Raw genomic sequence first — 15,189 nt, 5'->3', positions numbered from 1 at the left:
CGGTGGCGATCGGGGCGTTGGTGATGGGGCTGTTGGCGGGCCGGTGGGGCAATCGATCGGTGATGTTGGCGGGGGCAATCGCCTTGGGGATGGGGCTGCCAATGCTGACGCTGACGCAATTGGGAATCATCACTTGGCCGCTGGCGTTGGTGATGATGGTGGCCTGGGCGGGGCTATTCAATGGGGGCATTCCGCTGGCGATCGACCTGATGCCCGATCGCGTGGGATTGGGAATTGGGTGCTTTTTCGGTGGTTTTGCGGCTGTCAATGCCCTGTTGAGTGCTACGGGGTTGCCGCTGCATCCTGGTCAGGCGGCGGGTTCCTTTGCGGTGGCGGCGGGTTGGTTAATCTGGTCACCCGCAGCGACGGGGCCGATCGAGCCGATCGAGCCGATTGAGTTCATCGAACCGATCAAATCAGCGAATTCTGCAACCCATTCTGTAACGAATTCAGAACCCAACAATCCCCCTACCAAGGGCGACGGGCCGCTTGATTAAGCCCCACAATTGCCAGCAGGGCCATCGCGATCGATACCCACACCCACAGTTGGGCCCGGGGCCAGTCACCCGCTTCCACGGCGGCAAAAATGGCACTGGGAATCGTTTGGGTGCGGCCGGGAATGTTGCCCGCTAACATCACCGTGGCCCCAAATTCTCCGAGCGATCGCGCGAAGGTGAGCAAGGCCGCCGCCACCAAGCCCGATCGCGCCAAGGGCAACCGCACCCGCCAAAAAATTTGCCAACCATTCAGGCCCAAGGTGCGGGCCGCCCGCAACAGGTCGGGATCCAATTGCTCAAAGGTGGAAAGCAAGGTGCGATAGGCCAAGGGAAAGGCCACCACCGTGGCCGCCACCACCGTGCCCAGGGGCGAAAACACCACCGACACCCCGATCGATTCCAGAGCCAACCCGATCGGCCCCTGACGACCCAACAACACCAACAGCCCAAACCCCACCACCGTTGGCGGCAACACCAGCGGCAACACCAACACCGTATCGATCGCACTGCGCCAGGGTTCCCGACAGGACAGCATCGCCCAGGCAATCAGCAAGCCCAAGCTCACGGCCAACCCCGTGGCCCACAGGGCCGCCCCCACGGACAAACTCCAAGGCGACCAATCCCACTGGGTCACCCCACTGGCAAGGCTGGTCATGAGTGGGCGGGCGATCGCTCAGGGGCCGCCACCGGATGCGGCAAGGGTGAGGAACTCCCAAAACTCAGGGGCACAAACCCATAGCGGACAAAGATCGATCGGGCGGTGGGTTTCCCCAACCAGTCAGCAAATTGGCGAGCGGCGGCCGGTTGGCGCGTTTTGGCCATCACCGCGATCGGGTAGATGATGGGCGGATGGGATCCCGGCGGCGCATCTCCCACCAACACCAAACCCAGTGGCGACTCAGTTGATCGACGCACATCGGAGGCATACACCACCCCCGCATCCGCATTGCCGGTCACCACCGCTGTCAAAACCTGCCTGACATCCTGGCCCAAAACCAACTTCGGTTGCACGGCTTTCCAAAGATCCAAAGACACCAACGTGGCGCGGGCATAACGACCGACCGGCACTCGTTCCGGATCCCCGATCGCCAAAAATTTCACCTCCGGCCGAGCCAAGTCTTGCCACTTGCGCAGGGGAACCCCGGGCCGGGCCACCAAAACCAACTCATTGGAGAGCAGATCTCGCTGGGTTGCCGGATCGACCAGGCCCGCCCCCGCCAACTCCGCCATGGTTTTGGCATCGGCTGAAATGAACAGATCCACCGGGGCCCCTTGCAAAATTTGCTGCTTGAGCGCGCCGGAGGAACCGAAATTGAGGCTTAACTGCACCGTGGGTTCCACCAGGCGATATTCCGCTTGCAGGGTGGTGAGGGCGGGTTGCAAGCTGGCGGCCGCAGAAACGGTCAGGGTTTGTTGGGGTTTTGCTTGGCCATTGGAGCCGTTCCAGCCCACACGACATCCCGCCACCATTCCCACCATCAAACCCATGACCCAAAAGCGCCAATTTGCCAGCATATGCCCTCTTTTAGATGTGCTTTTTGATGTGCTGAACAGTCGCAAGGCAAGCTTAATTTTGATCGGTCAACTCATCGGTTAATTCATCAGTCAATTCCAATGGCGGCTCTTCCCAGACCGTTAGGCAGCAAGGGGCTTAAGCCCCTTGTTATGGCGACTGATTCCGCAACGTTGCCCCAATGAATTCAGACTGCTGCGCTGCCTAGGAATGGTCGGAGTCGAGATCATCTAGCTCGATCGCCAGTTCCCCGGAACCGGCGTGGGCCGTTTTCACCCATTTCAACTGCTTGGGCCGCACCGCAATCCGCAAACCCATGCTGGCAATGACGGGGAACCAGTGCAGCATATACACCAAACCCAAGGCGGTTTTGCTGAGGGTGCGCAACCAACTGACCAGGCGATCGCCCCAATGGGTGGGAGATTCGGTGCCCGCCGCCACCAATCGCAACCCCAAAACCATCCCCAAGGCCGAGAGCAACAGCCCCGCCGTAGCCAGCGGAGTCAGCACGGGCCCATCGCCCCGAATGCCGGCCACAACCCAGTCAGCCACAATCATTTGGGGAACGAGGTATTGGAATAGCAAAAACACGGCTAAATCCAAGGTTTTGGCGGCTCCACCGCGATTCCCGGCGATCGCCCGCCAATAGTCGAGATAGCGTTGGTAGCCCCCTTCGGCCCAGCGGTTCCGCTGATGCCACAGGGCCTTGAGGCGGGTCACACCTTCTTCCAAAACCGCCGGGAACATTAAGCATTCAATATCCCAACCGTTCAGGTGCAGCCGCACGGCCAAATCCAAGTCGTCGGTAATGGTGGCTTCGTTGAATCCGCCGCATTGTTCGAGGGCAGCACGCCGAATAAATTCACCATTGCCCCGCAGCTCACCCACGCCACCCAAGCGGGCCCGTTGTCCTTGGAGGTGGCTGTCGAGGGCCATTTCTGCCTGCTGACCTCGAATCCAAAAGTTGTCGCGATCGGGATGAACATCAAGGGCTTCCGCTTGCACAATCGCCTTGCGCAACTGCACTGCGCCAACGCTCGATCGGGCAAAAACTGGAACCACCTGCCGCAATAGATCCGGCTGCATTTGAGCATCCGCGTCAAACACCACCAGAATTTCGCCCCGAGCCTGGGCCACGGCCGCATTCAACGCGCCGGACTTGCCGCCCCCGGCCCCCGGCGGCCGCCGCAAAACGCGTAATTGCGGATAAACCGTTTGCAGTTGTTGCAACACCTGGGGCGTGCGATCGCTGCTGCCGTCGTCAATAATCCAAACTTCGTAGCGATCGGCTGGATAGTCGATCGCGCAGAGGCGTTTCACCAGCGCCCCAATCACCGCTTCCTCATCCTTGGCTGACACCAACACCGCCACCGAAGGCCAAGCATCCGCCGCCCAAGCAACCGGCGATCGGGAAAGATCTGGGGCGATCGTCGCGCGTTGGTCGGTCGATCGCGCGGTCACCGCCGCCTGGGGAGCCGCCATCACCCGCAGCACATAGGCCCCCGCCAACACCGTCACCACCCACACAAAGGCCGGCCCCCAAGCCGCATAGTGCAACATCACCACCGTGGACCAGAGGGCGAAGAGAGCGGTGGCCGCCTTGCGCCGCCGCCCTTCGAGGCCACCGCTCCAATCCCACTGGTCGCCCGATTCCGCCGTGGTTCGATCGAGAGCATCCCGGTCAAGAAGTGGTTCCGTCATATGATTCAGGAAGATGGTGCAAGTAATGAGTTGGGGTTAATCAACGGCAATCTTCCCTAGCATTAGACCGCTTGCGGCCAAATCACGCAAGCGATCCATCCTACCAATTGGTGCAGTTTGGGCCCGGTGAATCAACGGTATTCTTACGACATTCTTGAGGAGTTTTTGAGGAGTTCTTGAGACCCCAACGCCCCTTGTTGAAGGGGTCTGGCTTGGCAATAATGGCAAATACGGCAATTGCCGATGGTTGACGGCCACGGCGCGATCGCCCCAATACTGTCACCACCCCCCATCGTCTCGTCATCCTCTCACGGGCCACAGGAGGCCACGCCACATGTCGTTGGACAAACTAGAACCGGCTGCTAAGGGAGCCGTTGGCGTTTATCTGCCCTACTATCAGGGCGCAAAACGCAACGTGTTGCCCTTTGCGATCGGGCTATACCAAAAGGGATCGATCGAAGGTAAACGTCGCATTGAAGGCGGCGACGATATTCCCTTTGTGGCCACCTGGCGTGTTTCCACCCTGCCGGCCGACCTAACCCGCTGTCGAATTCAGTTTGATGGCAATGCAGAATTAAGCTACGAAGTGTCCATGGCTAATTTTGAATTTATTAGCTTTCTAATTGATGTGTTAATTGACTATAAAAAAACGCGGGTGACGGATTTTTCAAAGGCCTTTTATCGCAAGCTTCTGAGCCATTTGGAATAGGATCAAGCGAGCTAAAATATTCCTCCCGATCGGCCCTCGCTGGGCCCTTCGGTTTGGCCCTTAGATTCGGTTTGGCCCTTAGATCGGGCCTTGGATTAGCCCTTAGATTGGGGCGATCGCTGGTTAGATCCACTCTTCAGCCTCTGACCAGCGAAACCCGATCAGGCTTTGGCCAAATCAAAATCAGACCGAAATCAAATTCCAGCACCAAATTCCAGCACCAAATCCCGCATCAGGCTCAACAGTAAGTTCGGCATTCAGCCGAAATCAGGCATTAAATCGGGCATTATTTTTTTGGTAATGTTAGGAAACGATCGCATAATGCCCCCTTTAGCCCCATCGTCCGCCAAATCGTTCGGGAAACCCTGAATTGGGTCGCTTTGGAGCTGCCCATGGGCGGGAAATTTTGGGAATGATTAACCCTAGAGGGGCGATCGGGTCACATCGGCGGCCGGCCGTCGGTTTCCAAGCCCATTCTCAGACCCGGCAGAGCGATCCCCAAACACCTCAGCCCACCCGGACTCAGGGCGCAAAACTGCGGAAACAATCCCTAACAACTTGTTACAATCGTTACCCTTCCATACCAGGTGTAATGGACAGTTGCAATCGCTGCAATACACATTAATGATTTAATTGCATTAACAGGATTGCTATGTCTGGTATCCCTCCAGATTTGATGGGTCGATCGCACCTGAAAATCGCCCCTCAAATCTGACGACATCTGAAAGTCAATTCACGCTCTGAATCACGTTCTGAATACTGAAGACCGCCCACGGTTCTGGGTTGCGGAGTTTCCCCCTCGCAAAGGCCGATGGATCTGTTGAACGGGTCTGTGACGCAGCGAGAGACCCCCGCCGGTTCTGCCAACGATCGCTAACCTTTTCGATCGCCCTTCGATCGAGCCACGGTTCCCCGATTTCAACCGATTTCCCCCAACCGCAGACGGTTCATTTCGCCCCAGTTTGTTGCACAACACAGGAGTTTTAGCGTGCCGTTTCGTCCCAGGCATTTGATCGTCGGTTCTACGGAAGAGTACAGCGGCAAATCAGCGGTATTGCTAGGGCTGGCTCATCTGTTGGCCACCAAGGACATCAAGATCGGTTACGGGAAGCCGCTCGGTGGCCTGATGACGGCCACGGATGGCGAAGATGCGGATGTGCGGCTGATCCGCGAGACATTAAACCTCCCGAGCGATCGACTGCTGCCGACGCTGGTACAACTAACCTCCGATGCGGTGCTCAAGCGGTTGCAAGGGGAAGACCCCACCAACTACAGCGCCCTGCTGGAGGATTATGGCAACACCAGCGCTGAGTTGGTGCTGATGGAGGGGCCCGCCTCCTTGCAAGAGGGCAGTTTGTTTGAACTATCCATGGCCCAAGCGGCGCGGACGCTGGATGCATCCGTGTTGCTGGTTTGTTCCTATGAACCCACCCTGACGGTCGATCGGCTGATGGCCGCTCGGGAGCTGCTGGGCGATCGGCTGGCGGGCGTGGTGCTGAACCGTTTGCCTGCCAAGGAACTGGACGCGGTGAACGGTGTGGCGCGGCCATTTTTGGAGTCCCAAGGCATTCCCGTTTTGGGACTGCTGCCGCGCAACTCCCTGCTGCGGAGTGTCAGCGTGGGTGAACTGGTGCGCCAACTGGATGCGGAAGTGCTCTGTTGCCGCGATCGCTTGGAACTGATGGTGGAAGACCTGAAGATCGGGGCCATGAACGTGAATTCGGCCCTCAAGTATTTCCGCAAGGGCAACAACATGGCCGTGGTGACCGGGGGCGATCGGGCAGATATTCAGTTTGCAGCCTTGGAAACCTCAACCCATTGCTTGATTCTGACGGGGCAAGTGCCGCCGGATCCGACAATCATCGCCCGCGCCGAAGAGTTGGAAGTTCCGGTGCTGACGGTGGATCTGGACACGTTGACCACGGTGGAAATTGTCGATCGGGCCTTTGGGCAAGTGCGTTTGCAGGAACCGATTAAAATTCAATGCATCCGCCACTTGATGGGTGAGCATTTCGATCTCGATCGACTGCTGGCCCGCCTGGGAATGGAACCCGCTGCCGTCTAGGTCAGCCCGACCAACAAAAACGGGTTGCCACCGGACTCTAGCCACCGGAAGAAAAAGGAAGTTGTTTGATCGTGTCCGCCACTGATCCCGTGAGCGAGCAAATTAGTCTGTTCGATTTTGGGGGCATTGCACCGCCGGCCCCCCCACCTCCGCCCGCGATCGACCTCGAACGGATTCCCCTAGACGGTCGGCAACCCATTCCGCCGGGAACCTACAACAGCCTTGAAGCGCTGTTTGCCCATTGCCGCCAATGCCAACGTTGCGAGCTGGCTGGCGGTCGCACCAATGTGGTGGTCGGTCGCGGATTGCCCACGGCCCCGATCATGATCATTGGTGAAGGGCCGGGCCAAACGGAGGACGAAACCGGGTTGCCCTTTGTGGGGCGATCGGGACAGTTGCTCGAAAAAATCCTGGAATCCGTGCGCATTGACCTGGCCACGGAAGTCTATATCTGCAACGTGGTGCGCTGTCGGCCGCCCGGCAACCGCACCCCCACCCCCGAGGAAGCGGCGGCCTGCCGGCCCTACCTGATGGAGCAGATTCGGTTAGTGGATCCGAAAATTATCTTGCTGACCGGAGCCACGGCGGTGCGCGGCGTGACCGGTCGCAAGGATGGCATCACCAAAATTCGGGGCCAGTGGCTGGAATGGGAAGGGCGGCTTTGTATGCCCATCTTCCATCCCGCTTACCTGTTGCGAAATCAGTCGCGAGAGAAGGGCAGCCCCAAATGGTTGATGTGGCAAGACATCCAGGTGGTGCGGGCCAAGCTGGATGAATTTTTGGGTCGATCGCCCATTGAGATTCAGGACTAATTGGCCGATCGCTCGAGACAATTTGCCGGGGCGAGCTGGTGAGCAGATTGTCAGGTGATCGCTTCAGGCAACAGCACCCGACAAATTCGCCAGTCGGGCAACACCGTTGCGCCCATGTGCTCATAAAACGCGATCGCCGGAGCATTCCAGTCCAGCACGCTCCACTCCACCCGCCCGCACTGTTGCGATTTGGCCCGATCGATCACCGCTTGCAAGAGTCCTTTGCCCAAACCCTGGCCCCGATAGGCCGGCAACACAAACAGATCTTCGAGATACAAGCCCGGCCGGGTCAGAAAAGTTGAATAGTTATAGAAAAACAGCGCCATTCCGACGATGCTGGCCGCGCCGCCCGCTGTGGGCTGGGCTTCGGCCACCAGGGCTTCGGCAAAGGGCCGATCGCCAAACAGGTGCGATCGCAGGGCTTCCGGGGAACCGGTGACCTGGTGGCTGAGTTTTTCGTAGGCGGCCAGGGCTTCAATCAGGTGAAAGAGGGCCGCCACATCCGCAGGCTGGGCCGATCGGATCTGGACGGTGGCCGGTTGGGGATTTTCGATGGAAATCACAGGGCTAAATCACAGGGCGAATCAACAGGGCGAATCAACAGGGCGAATCAACAGTGGCTAGGGATGGTGCGGCAGTTTAAAAGCAGACCGGCCCTCAGCCGAGGCGCTTGGTCCAAAAGTCGCGATCGAGATCCTGGAACCCCAAGGATTGATAGAGCGATCGAGCAACTGTGTTCGTTTTGCCCACTTCCAACCGCAGGGCCACCAGCCCGCGATCGCCACAGAACTGCTCGATCGCCGTCATGGTTTTGCGCCCCAACCCTTGACCGCGCCAGGCCTCGCTAATCCACAACTCATCGAGCAGCGCCACCATCCCGCCAAATTCGAGGCTGTAAAGGTAGGCCAACAAGGCATAACCGGCAATGGAGGGGCGATCGGGCTGGGGATCACTTTCCGGCTGAATCAAAAGCACCGTGCCCCAATCCGGTTGGGCCAGGAGCCGATCGAGCGCGGGCCCCACCCGATCGAGCGCAAATTCAATGGACTCATGCTCATAAAGCTGACTAATTAAGGGCAGCACCAAATCCCGATCGGGCGATCGGGCTGGTTTTAAGGTCACCACATCCATGCGCTTTGTCTTCCTGCTTAAGCCACCCAAATCAAACCACCCCAATCAAGCCATCAAAATTTAGCAATCAAAATCAAGCCATCAAAGTCAAATCATCAAAATTTGGCCATCAAAATCCAACGGTTAGCCACTTCATAAACAAGCAGCTAGCTGGACTCACCAAATTTTCATTCAGCCCACAAAAAAACTGACCAGGATTCCCATTTTGCATAGGATGCCCCAATCAGTCTACCAATCTTTAAAAACATCATGCTAGAGCAAGGACAAGGAGAAACTTGTTACTCCAGATTCTTGAGCCAACCTGATTTCAGTCCCATGGGCTGAAACATCACTTGACTACGAAAGCAGCACGCTTATTTCTATGAACCCAATGACTTGGGTTATCGAGTTCTCGAGTCAACAAGAGATGAAAAAGTGAATTTGAACACCTAATTTGACTGACAATCGATTGAGAGAAGTTGCAAAAGGGAAGTTGCAAAAGATTTGAGGGGAATATGATGCCAGCAACGTGATTAGGAACAATCTCCTGAGAACGTGACTGCAACAATCCAATCACTGACCAAATCACCCATCAAATCGTCAAAACATTGGATTGTGGACATTGGAGCGCGGTCAGCGGCGCTATTCAACCAAATCTGGCTGAGGTTGCACCATGTCGTAGTTGGATGGGTCGTAGAGATAGCGGGTGGCTTCCTCTTCGAGACGATTAATCGAAAACGCTTCCAAGGACTCGGTATAACGCAGGGCTGCCAAGTAACCGTCAAGGTACATCCGCATATCGTCAAAGCGGTAGCCCCGATTCCACAGTTCAGCGATCGTATCGGCGATTTTTTGAAAGTGGCGGACGGCTCTAGGGTCTTGAAGCATAGGCCTCCTTTGGTGCAAGGCTTAGAACTCGGGAATCGCGTGCGCTTGTTGCACCCTGGCAACGCGATTGAAGGTGACCCCGATGGAAGTTGGTATTTCTATCTTAACTGGTTGCGATCGACTGCCAATGTGGGCTGGCCGCGATCTTCAGGAAACGGTAGCCCATGAAACCTTAAACACGAACCAGGTGCAATTTTCTCAAATTTTCTAGTTTTCTCAAGAATTCGCTGTTACACCCGGGAAACTTCCACCCCGATCCCATCAGTTTGGTCGCTGGGAATTAGGGTTGGCGCGATCAAACCGTGACCCGAGGCAAGCGCACCAAAACGGGTTGGGTTGATCGTCCCGATCGGGCGGCTCCGGGTTCTGCGCCCACCGGTTCCAGCACGGCCAAGGTATCCCAAGCGGCTTCATGGACGGGGCGATCGCACCCCTGTTGCAACAGCAACCGCACACAGTCGGCGGCGGTGCGGGTTTGGGTGGCATCCAAGTGCCCCCGATCGGCCAGATGGCCCAGTTGGCGGGCAGCGGCCAGTTGGGAAAGGGGATCGCGATCGCTCAATCGCTCGATCGCCCGATGGAAGAGACGATCGTGCTCGATCGTGGGTTGGCCGAACCAGTGGCGCACCAGCAGGGCCAATGCGCCCAGGGTTCCAAACCCTTGAAGCACCGTAGCCGCCCCCAACCAGCCGGTCGATTCTCCCAAGACGGCCGCGGCCACATAGGTACTCAGCATGGCTGCACCACCGCCCACCAGGGCCAGGGTCAGCTTGCCGTTTTCGCCCCGGTTCAGTTCTCGCAACCAACCTTGAATCTGTCGATCGAGGGCTTGCCAATGGCGCGGCTCGGTGCGGTAGACCAGCCAAACCACGGCTCCACCGGCCGCAGCGGCGGATCCTAGCTGCCAATCCGACAGCAGGAGCAGGCTGCCACCGGCAACCCAAGGTAACCAACGCCGGGTGATGATCGATCGGGCCGCGTAGCGATGGCGGAGGCGTGTTTTACGGGGATGGTGGCTGGGGCGTGGCCGGCGATTGAGGGATCGATCGCCAGACTGGTCTACGGGGCGATCAACATGATCGTCGACACGATCAACATATCGATTCGCATATTCATCCACGTAGCGATCGGGGTCATCGGCCCAAGGATCATCCAGCGAATCGCGCCGGGCCGGCTGGGGGCGACTGGGTTGAGAATTCAGCGGCGAGCCGGCCGGGCGCGACGATCGCCCCCGTCGGGCCGCCGGGCCCCGTGCCGCCGGGCCTAGGGTGGCCCGGTGGCGAGTTGAGTAGAGCAGCTCTTCCACCATGCGTGCCACCGAGACCCAAGGAGATGAAGTTGCAGCCACAGCCCAGCCCTTGCCGAAATTTTTGAAAAGTTACCAGTCCATGGTATCAGCCTCCCCCAACGGGCCGATCGCCCGTTGGGAGCGCAACCCCTATGGCAAAATGAAAGACGGCCGGCCGCAAGGGCCCGCCCAATTTTGATCCCATAAGATCCAACCCTTCAAAATCGACCTTACCTGAAACGCCCGTGACCGCAACCGTTGTCAGTTCCGAAACCCGCCGCCGGCCCGTGTTTCCCTTCACGGCGATCGTCGGTCAAGAAGAAATGAAGTTGGCGTTGATGCTCAACGTCATTGACCCCAAGATTGGGGGTGTGTTGATCGTTGGCGATCGGGGCACGGGCAAATCCACCACGATTCGCGCCCTGGCCGACTTGCTCCCGGAAATCGATGTGGTGGACGGCGACCCCTTCAACAGCGACCCCCGCGACCCGGAATTGATGAGCGACGAGGTGCGCGATCGGGCGTTGGCGGGTCAGTCCTTGCCCGTGGTGCAGCGCAAGGTGCAAATGGTTGACCTGCCCTTGGGAGCCACCGAAGACCGCGTTTGCGGCACGATCGACATTGAAAAAGCCCTGGCCGAAGGGGTGAAAGCCTTTGAACCGGGCCTGTTGGCCAAGGCCAATCGCGGCATCCTTTACGTGGATGAAGTGAACCTGCTCGATGACCACTTGGTTGATGTGCTGCTGGATTCGGCGGCCTCGGGCTGGAACACGGTGGAACGCGAAGGGATTTCGATTCGCCACCCGGCGCGATTTGTGTTGGTGGGTTCCGGCAACCCGGAAGAAGGGGAACTGCGGCCCCAACTGCTCGATCGGTTCGGGATGCACGCGGAAATTCGCACCGTGAAGGAGCCGAACCTGCGGGTGCAAATTGTGGAAGAGCGATCGGCCTTTGACAGCAGCCCCCAAAGCTACCTCGATCGTTGCCAAACGGAACAGCAAGCCCTGCAAGCCAAGCTGGTGAACGCCCGGAACCTGCTGCCCTCGGTGGAGCTGGACTACGATTTGCGGGTGCAAATTTCCCAGGTTTGTTCTGAGCTGGATGTGGACGGATTGCGGGGCGACATCGTGACCAACCGGGCCGCCAAGGCGATCGCCGCCCTCGAAGGTCGCACCCAAGTAACCGTCGATGACATCCGCCGGGTAATTGTGCTCTGCTTGCGTCACCGGCTGCGGAAGGATCCGCTGGAGACGATCGACTCGGGCTATAAGGTTGAGAAAACGTTCTGCTCGGTCTTTGGCTTACCCTTCGAGCAAAATTAGTCAACTCGATCGGCTGGGGTGCAGGCGATCGAGATCGCAAGCATGAGCATCGGGGGGCGCAAGCGTTCATTGGCTTCAACTTAAGACCGAGAAAATCCGGGTAGGGGCGTACAGCCGTACGCCCCTACAGGGTTGACGGGTTTCAATCGACCCTGATTGGGATGATTTTGAACAAGCTAACCGTTAAGTTGAAGCACATGGCAAGCATTGCGCCCCTACGGAATGGGGTGCTGTGTCCCGGTCGGACGGATGAGGGTGTGATTGGGTTGGGATCGTTGAGATCATTGACTTGTGGGCGGGCCAGAGTTCCTTGGCCTGCTGAAGCTCTAGCAATCTGAGAACGGGAGGCGAAACCGTGGCGCTGCTGTTGGCCGGTGATGTGGGCGGAACCAAAACGATTCTGCGGTTGGTGGAAACCGACAGCCGCACCCCCCAGGCGGTGGAGTTGCAACCCCTGTATGAAGCCCAATACGCCAGCCGGGACTTCACCGACTTGGTGCCAATGGTGGAAACCTTTTTGGGGGCTTCCGGGCTAAATCGCCGACCCGATCGCGCCTGTTTTGGGATTGCGGGGCCCGTGGCCCACGGCACATCACGACTCACCAACCTGGGCTGGTTCCTGGAGGTCGATCGCCTAATCCAAGCCCTCGAGATTCCCCATGTGGAACTGATCAACGACTTTGCCGCCGTCGGCTATGGCATCCCGGTGCTGGAAGCGGTGGATTTGAAAGTGTTGCAGCCGGCCAAGGCCGATCCCCTGGCCCCGATCGGGATCTTGGGGGCGGGCACTGGCTTGGGCGAAGGATTTTTGATTCCAACGGGCGAGCCGGGCCGCTACCGAGCGTTCAGCACCGAGGGCGGTCACACAGACTTTGCACCCCGATCAGCCCTGGAATGGGAGCTACACAACTATTTGCAGGAGCGATATCAGATCGATCGGGTCTCCGTGGAGCGAATTGTTTCCGGTCAAGGGATTGTCGGCATCTATCAATTTTTGCGAGATCGACAAACGGGCCACGAAAACAGCACCGTCGCCCAAGCCATCCGCACCTGGGAACAGGAAATGGGCCGCAGCGAAAAGAGCATCGATCCCGGTGCAATCATTGCCCGTGCTGCCTTGGAAGAGTCCGATGCACTCTGCGAACAGGCCATGAACCTGTTTGTGGCGGCCTATGGAGCCGAGGCGGGCAACTTGGCCCTGAAGCTCTTGCCCTACGGCGGGCTATATGTGGCCGGAGGCATTGCCGCCAAGATTTTGCCCTTGCTCGATCGGGGACAGTTTCTATTTCACTTTGGCAGCAAGGGCCGGGTAAGCGAGCTGTTAGAGAATGTGCCCGTTTCGGTAGTCTTGAATCCTCAAGTGGGGCTGCTGGGAGCGGCGGTGTGCGCGGCTCAATTGGGCTAGGGCGCGATCGATTCATTGATCGATTCATTCACAGGACAATTCACCCGCGCATTGTCCGCGCATTCATGAACCCACAGCTTAAAAAGCCAAAACTAAGAAAAGCCAAAACCGAAACGGGGCCAAGACCTGCAACTTTCCTAAGATTCTCAATGAACTTGGTCAGTGACAGCGGCTGGCTCAGGCTCGGTTTTAGCTTTTCAGAAACTTTTTCAGTAGATGCTTCGTAAATGCTGAATCAATCAGTGCTGAGTCTAATCAGTGCTGAGTCTAATCAGTGCTGAGTCTAATCAGTGCTGAATCAATCAGTGCCGATTCAATCAATGCCGAAAACGATAGGAAAGCGCATAGGATAATGCTTAAACATGACTCCAGAAGCCTTGAGGGATGATTGATTAAACAACAGCATCTTCAAACGCTCAGATTCTGGAGTCTCCTATGGGTTCTGATTAACACAAGGGTTAATCATCATCCGTGTCTTCCGGGTCGCCCACCATGTTGGGGCTAATCAAGGTGATATCAAACTCGTCCGGCGGCCCGATCGAGAGCGTATCTTGCTTGAGGGTGTAGTAAATGGCCCGAACCTGGGGCCCAAAGACAATTTCGTCCTCGTTTTGTAAATCGTGGACTTGCAGCTTACGACCGTTAATTAGCAGCCCATTGGCACTGGGTTTGCCCTTGAGGTTGCCATCGACAATTCGGTAATAGGCTGTACCGTCGTCATAGGACAGACGAACGAGGGTGGCGTGCCGACGCGACACAAATTGAGAAACAAGGATGACATCGCACTTGGGATCGCGTCCAATGGAGTAGACGGGATTTTCGAGAATGACTTCCCGTCTCCCCTTGTCGTCTTCAACGATTAAGAGGTGATTTTGCCTGGGTTCTGCGGGCATGGGCTGATTATGCGGACTGGATTAACTGCGCTCCACGAAGTGTGGAGACTCTTGACGTAGCTCGGTTACGGCTAATTCTGACATGTCTGGTTTTGTTCAGGCAGCGCACTAACTGCCGATCGGGCGCTGACACGCAAGAGCAGGGAATTACTCACCACACTGACAGAACTGAAAGCCATCAGAGCGGCAGCAGTGGCAGGACTAAGCCCCAATCCAACGGAGGGTAACCAAAGGCCCGCCGCGAGGGGAATGCCAATCGCATTGTACGCGATGGCCCATAACAGGTTTTGGCGAATTTTACGGAACGTTGCGCGGCCGAGCATGATCGCGCTCGGCAGGTCGAGCAGTCGATCGCGCGTCAAAATGACACCGGCAGTTTCGAGGGCAGCATCGGTGGCCGATCCCAGGGCAATGCCAACGGGAGCAGTAGCCAAGGCGGGTGCGTCGTTGATGCCGTCACCCACCATGGCCGGATGGGGCAATTGGCTGATGATTTGGGCTTTTTGGTCGGGTCGCAGCTCGGCAACCACGGCCGATCGGGGCAAACCGACCCGATCGGCTAGGGCGTTGGCCACCTCAGCCCGATCGCCCGTCAACACCCGAATATCCAACCCCAGTTGCTGGAGCCGCTGTACGGTGGCGATCGCATCGGGTCGCAACTCGTCGGCGGCCGACAACAGCCCCACCAGTCGATCGCCCTCCGCCACCAAAATTGGCGTTTTCCCCGCCTTGGCCATCTGCTGCAAGGCCGATTCCACCGACTCCGGCAAGGGAATTCCCCCTTGAGCCAGCCAGGCCCGATTGCCAACCCAAACGGGGCGATCGGCCACTTGGGCCTTGGCTCCCAGGCCCGGTTCCGTCACGAAGTCTTGGGCCGGGAGGGCGGGTAGCGCAGCGGCCGCTTGGGCGATCGCTTGGGCCAGGGGGTGGCGAGTGCCCCGCTCCACGGCCGCCGCCAACTGCACCAGGCGATCGCCCGTCATGTC

General features: G+C 57.9%; 16 protein-coding genes and 1 pseudogene. 7 read left to right on the top strand and 10 right to left on the bottom strand.

Features of this window, described 5'->3' with window-relative positions; genetic code table 11:
• Window positions 1-497, top strand: a pseudogene (locus AMR42_RS20505) (hypothetical protein); the annotation flags it as partial.
• Here the strand turns inward: AMR42_RS20505 and modB are convergent.
• From modB to AMR42_RS20500, 4 genes are all read right to left on the bottom strand, one after another.
• A complete protein-coding gene (gene modB, locus AMR42_RS12285) occupies window positions 469-1,152 on the bottom strand; it encodes a molybdate ABC transporter permease subunit (RefSeq protein ID WP_099533838.1) in 684 nt (227 codons plus the stop codon). The pseudogene AMR42_RS20505 and the gene modB overlap by 29 nt on opposite strands.
• Entirely contained in the window at window positions 1,149-1,985 is an 837-nt protein-coding gene (modA, locus tag AMR42_RS12280; protein WP_234406973.1) for a molybdate ABC transporter substrate-binding protein, read from the bottom strand. Before modA ends, modB begins: the two co-directional genes overlap by 4 nt.
• 229 nt (window positions 1,986-2,214) lie before the next feature.
• Window positions 2,215-3,711, bottom strand: a complete 1,497-nt coding sequence (locus AMR42_RS12275) for a glycosyltransferase family 2 protein (RefSeq protein ID WP_099533833.1) — start codon at window positions 3,709-3,711, stop codon at window positions 2,215-2,217.
• A 100-nt stretch (window positions 3,712-3,811) separates the two neighbouring features.
• Complete coding sequence (locus AMR42_RS20500) at window positions 3,812-4,015, bottom strand: hypothetical protein (protein ID WP_158234462.1); 204 nt, start codon at window positions 4,013-4,015, stop codon at window positions 3,812-3,814.
• Window positions 4,016-4,045: 30 nt separating this feature from the next.
• Between AMR42_RS20500 and ebsA the strand changes: the two genes are divergently transcribed.
• The 3 genes from ebsA to AMR42_RS12260 all read left to right on the top strand — a co-directional run bounded on the left by ebsA (window position 4,046) and on the right by AMR42_RS12260 (window position 7,297).
• Entirely contained in the window at window positions 4,046-4,420 is a 375-nt protein-coding gene (gene ebsA, locus AMR42_RS12270; RefSeq protein ID WP_099533831.1) for a type IV pilus biogenesis protein EbsA, read from the top strand.
• A 988-nt stretch (window positions 4,421-5,408) separates the two neighbouring features.
• The gene (locus tag AMR42_RS12265; protein ID WP_099533829.1) at window positions 5,409-6,485 is read left to right on the top strand and encodes a phosphotransacetylase family protein; all 1,077 of its coding nucleotides are present in this window, start codon (window positions 5,409-5,411) and stop codon (window positions 6,483-6,485) included.
• A 107-nt stretch (window positions 6,486-6,592) separates the two neighbouring features.
• Complete coding sequence (locus AMR42_RS12260; RefSeq protein ID WP_199291620.1) at window positions 6,593-7,297, top strand: uracil-DNA glycosylase family protein; 705 nt, start codon at window positions 6,593-6,595, stop codon at window positions 7,295-7,297.
• Window positions 7,298-7,347: 50 nt separating this feature from the next.
• Here AMR42_RS12260 and AMR42_RS12255 read toward each other — a convergent pair whose 3' ends face one another.
• The 4 genes from AMR42_RS12255 to AMR42_RS12240 form a co-directional block, all read right to left on the bottom strand.
• Window positions 7,348-7,860 carry an N-acetyltransferase family protein gene (locus AMR42_RS12255; protein ID WP_368670736.1) on the bottom strand — a complete coding sequence of 171 codons (513 nt, stop codon included), beginning with the start codon at window positions 7,858-7,860 and terminating at the stop codon, window positions 7,348-7,350.
• Window positions 7,861-7,954: 94 nt separating this feature from the next.
• The gene (locus tag AMR42_RS12250; protein ID WP_099533828.1) at window positions 7,955-8,428 is read right to left on the bottom strand and encodes an N-acetyltransferase; all 474 of its coding nucleotides are present in this window, start codon (window positions 8,426-8,428) and stop codon (window positions 7,955-7,957) included.
• A gap of 621 nt (window positions 8,429-9,049) precedes the next feature.
• On the bottom strand, window positions 9,050-9,295 hold the full coding sequence (locus tag AMR42_RS12245) for a DUF6761 family protein (RefSeq protein WP_099533826.1): 246 nt from the start codon (window positions 9,293-9,295) through the stop codon (window positions 9,050-9,052).
• 295 nt (window positions 9,296-9,590) lie between these two features.
• Entirely contained in the window at window positions 9,591-10,613 is a 1,023-nt protein-coding gene (locus tag AMR42_RS12240; RefSeq protein ID WP_143473055.1) for a hypothetical protein, read from the bottom strand.
• On the opposite strand from AMR42_RS12240, the gene AMR42_RS12235 reads away from it, so the two are divergent.
• The 3 genes from AMR42_RS12235 to AMR42_RS12225 all read left to right on the top strand — a co-directional run bounded on the left by AMR42_RS12235 (window position 10,603) and on the right by AMR42_RS12225 (window position 13,310).
• Window positions 10,603-10,782, top strand: a complete 180-nt coding sequence (locus AMR42_RS12235; RefSeq protein ID WP_099533823.1) for a hypothetical protein — start codon at window positions 10,603-10,605, stop codon at window positions 10,780-10,782. The two genes, AMR42_RS12240 and AMR42_RS12235, sit on opposite strands and share 11 nt — an antisense overlap.
• A gap of 46 nt (window positions 10,783-10,828) precedes the next feature.
• Window positions 10,829-11,905, top strand: coding sequence for a magnesium chelatase ATPase subunit I (bchI, locus tag AMR42_RS12230; RefSeq protein ID WP_099533822.1), 1,077 nt, complete (start codon window positions 10,829-10,831; stop codon window positions 11,903-11,905).
• 355 nt (window positions 11,906-12,260) lie between these two features.
• Window positions 12,261-13,310, top strand: coding sequence for a glucokinase (locus tag AMR42_RS12225; protein ID WP_099533820.1), 1,050 nt, complete (start codon window positions 12,261-12,263; stop codon window positions 13,308-13,310).
• Between the two features lie 458 nt (window positions 13,311-13,768).
• Here the strand turns inward: AMR42_RS12225 and AMR42_RS12220 are convergent, their stop codons facing one another.
• Both AMR42_RS12220 and AMR42_RS12215 read right to left on the bottom strand, forming a co-directional pair.
• Complete coding sequence (locus AMR42_RS12220) at window positions 13,769-14,203, bottom strand: FHA domain-containing protein (RefSeq protein WP_099533819.1); 435 nt, start codon at window positions 14,201-14,203, stop codon at window positions 13,769-13,771.
• A gap of 71 nt (window positions 14,204-14,274) precedes the next feature.
• Window positions 14,275-15,189: HAD-IC family P-type ATPase (locus AMR42_RS12215; protein WP_143473054.1), on the bottom strand; the 915-nt coding region annotated here is incomplete at its 5' end.

It is taken from the genome of Limnothrix sp. PR1529 (assembly GCF_002742025.1).
Taxonomy (GTDB): Bacteria; Cyanobacteriota; Cyanobacteriia; order CACIAM-69d; family CACIAM-69d; genus CACIAM-69d.
The sequence above is the reverse complement of the archived record's forward strand: the minus strand, read 5'-3'. Positions and strand labels throughout refer to the sequence as shown.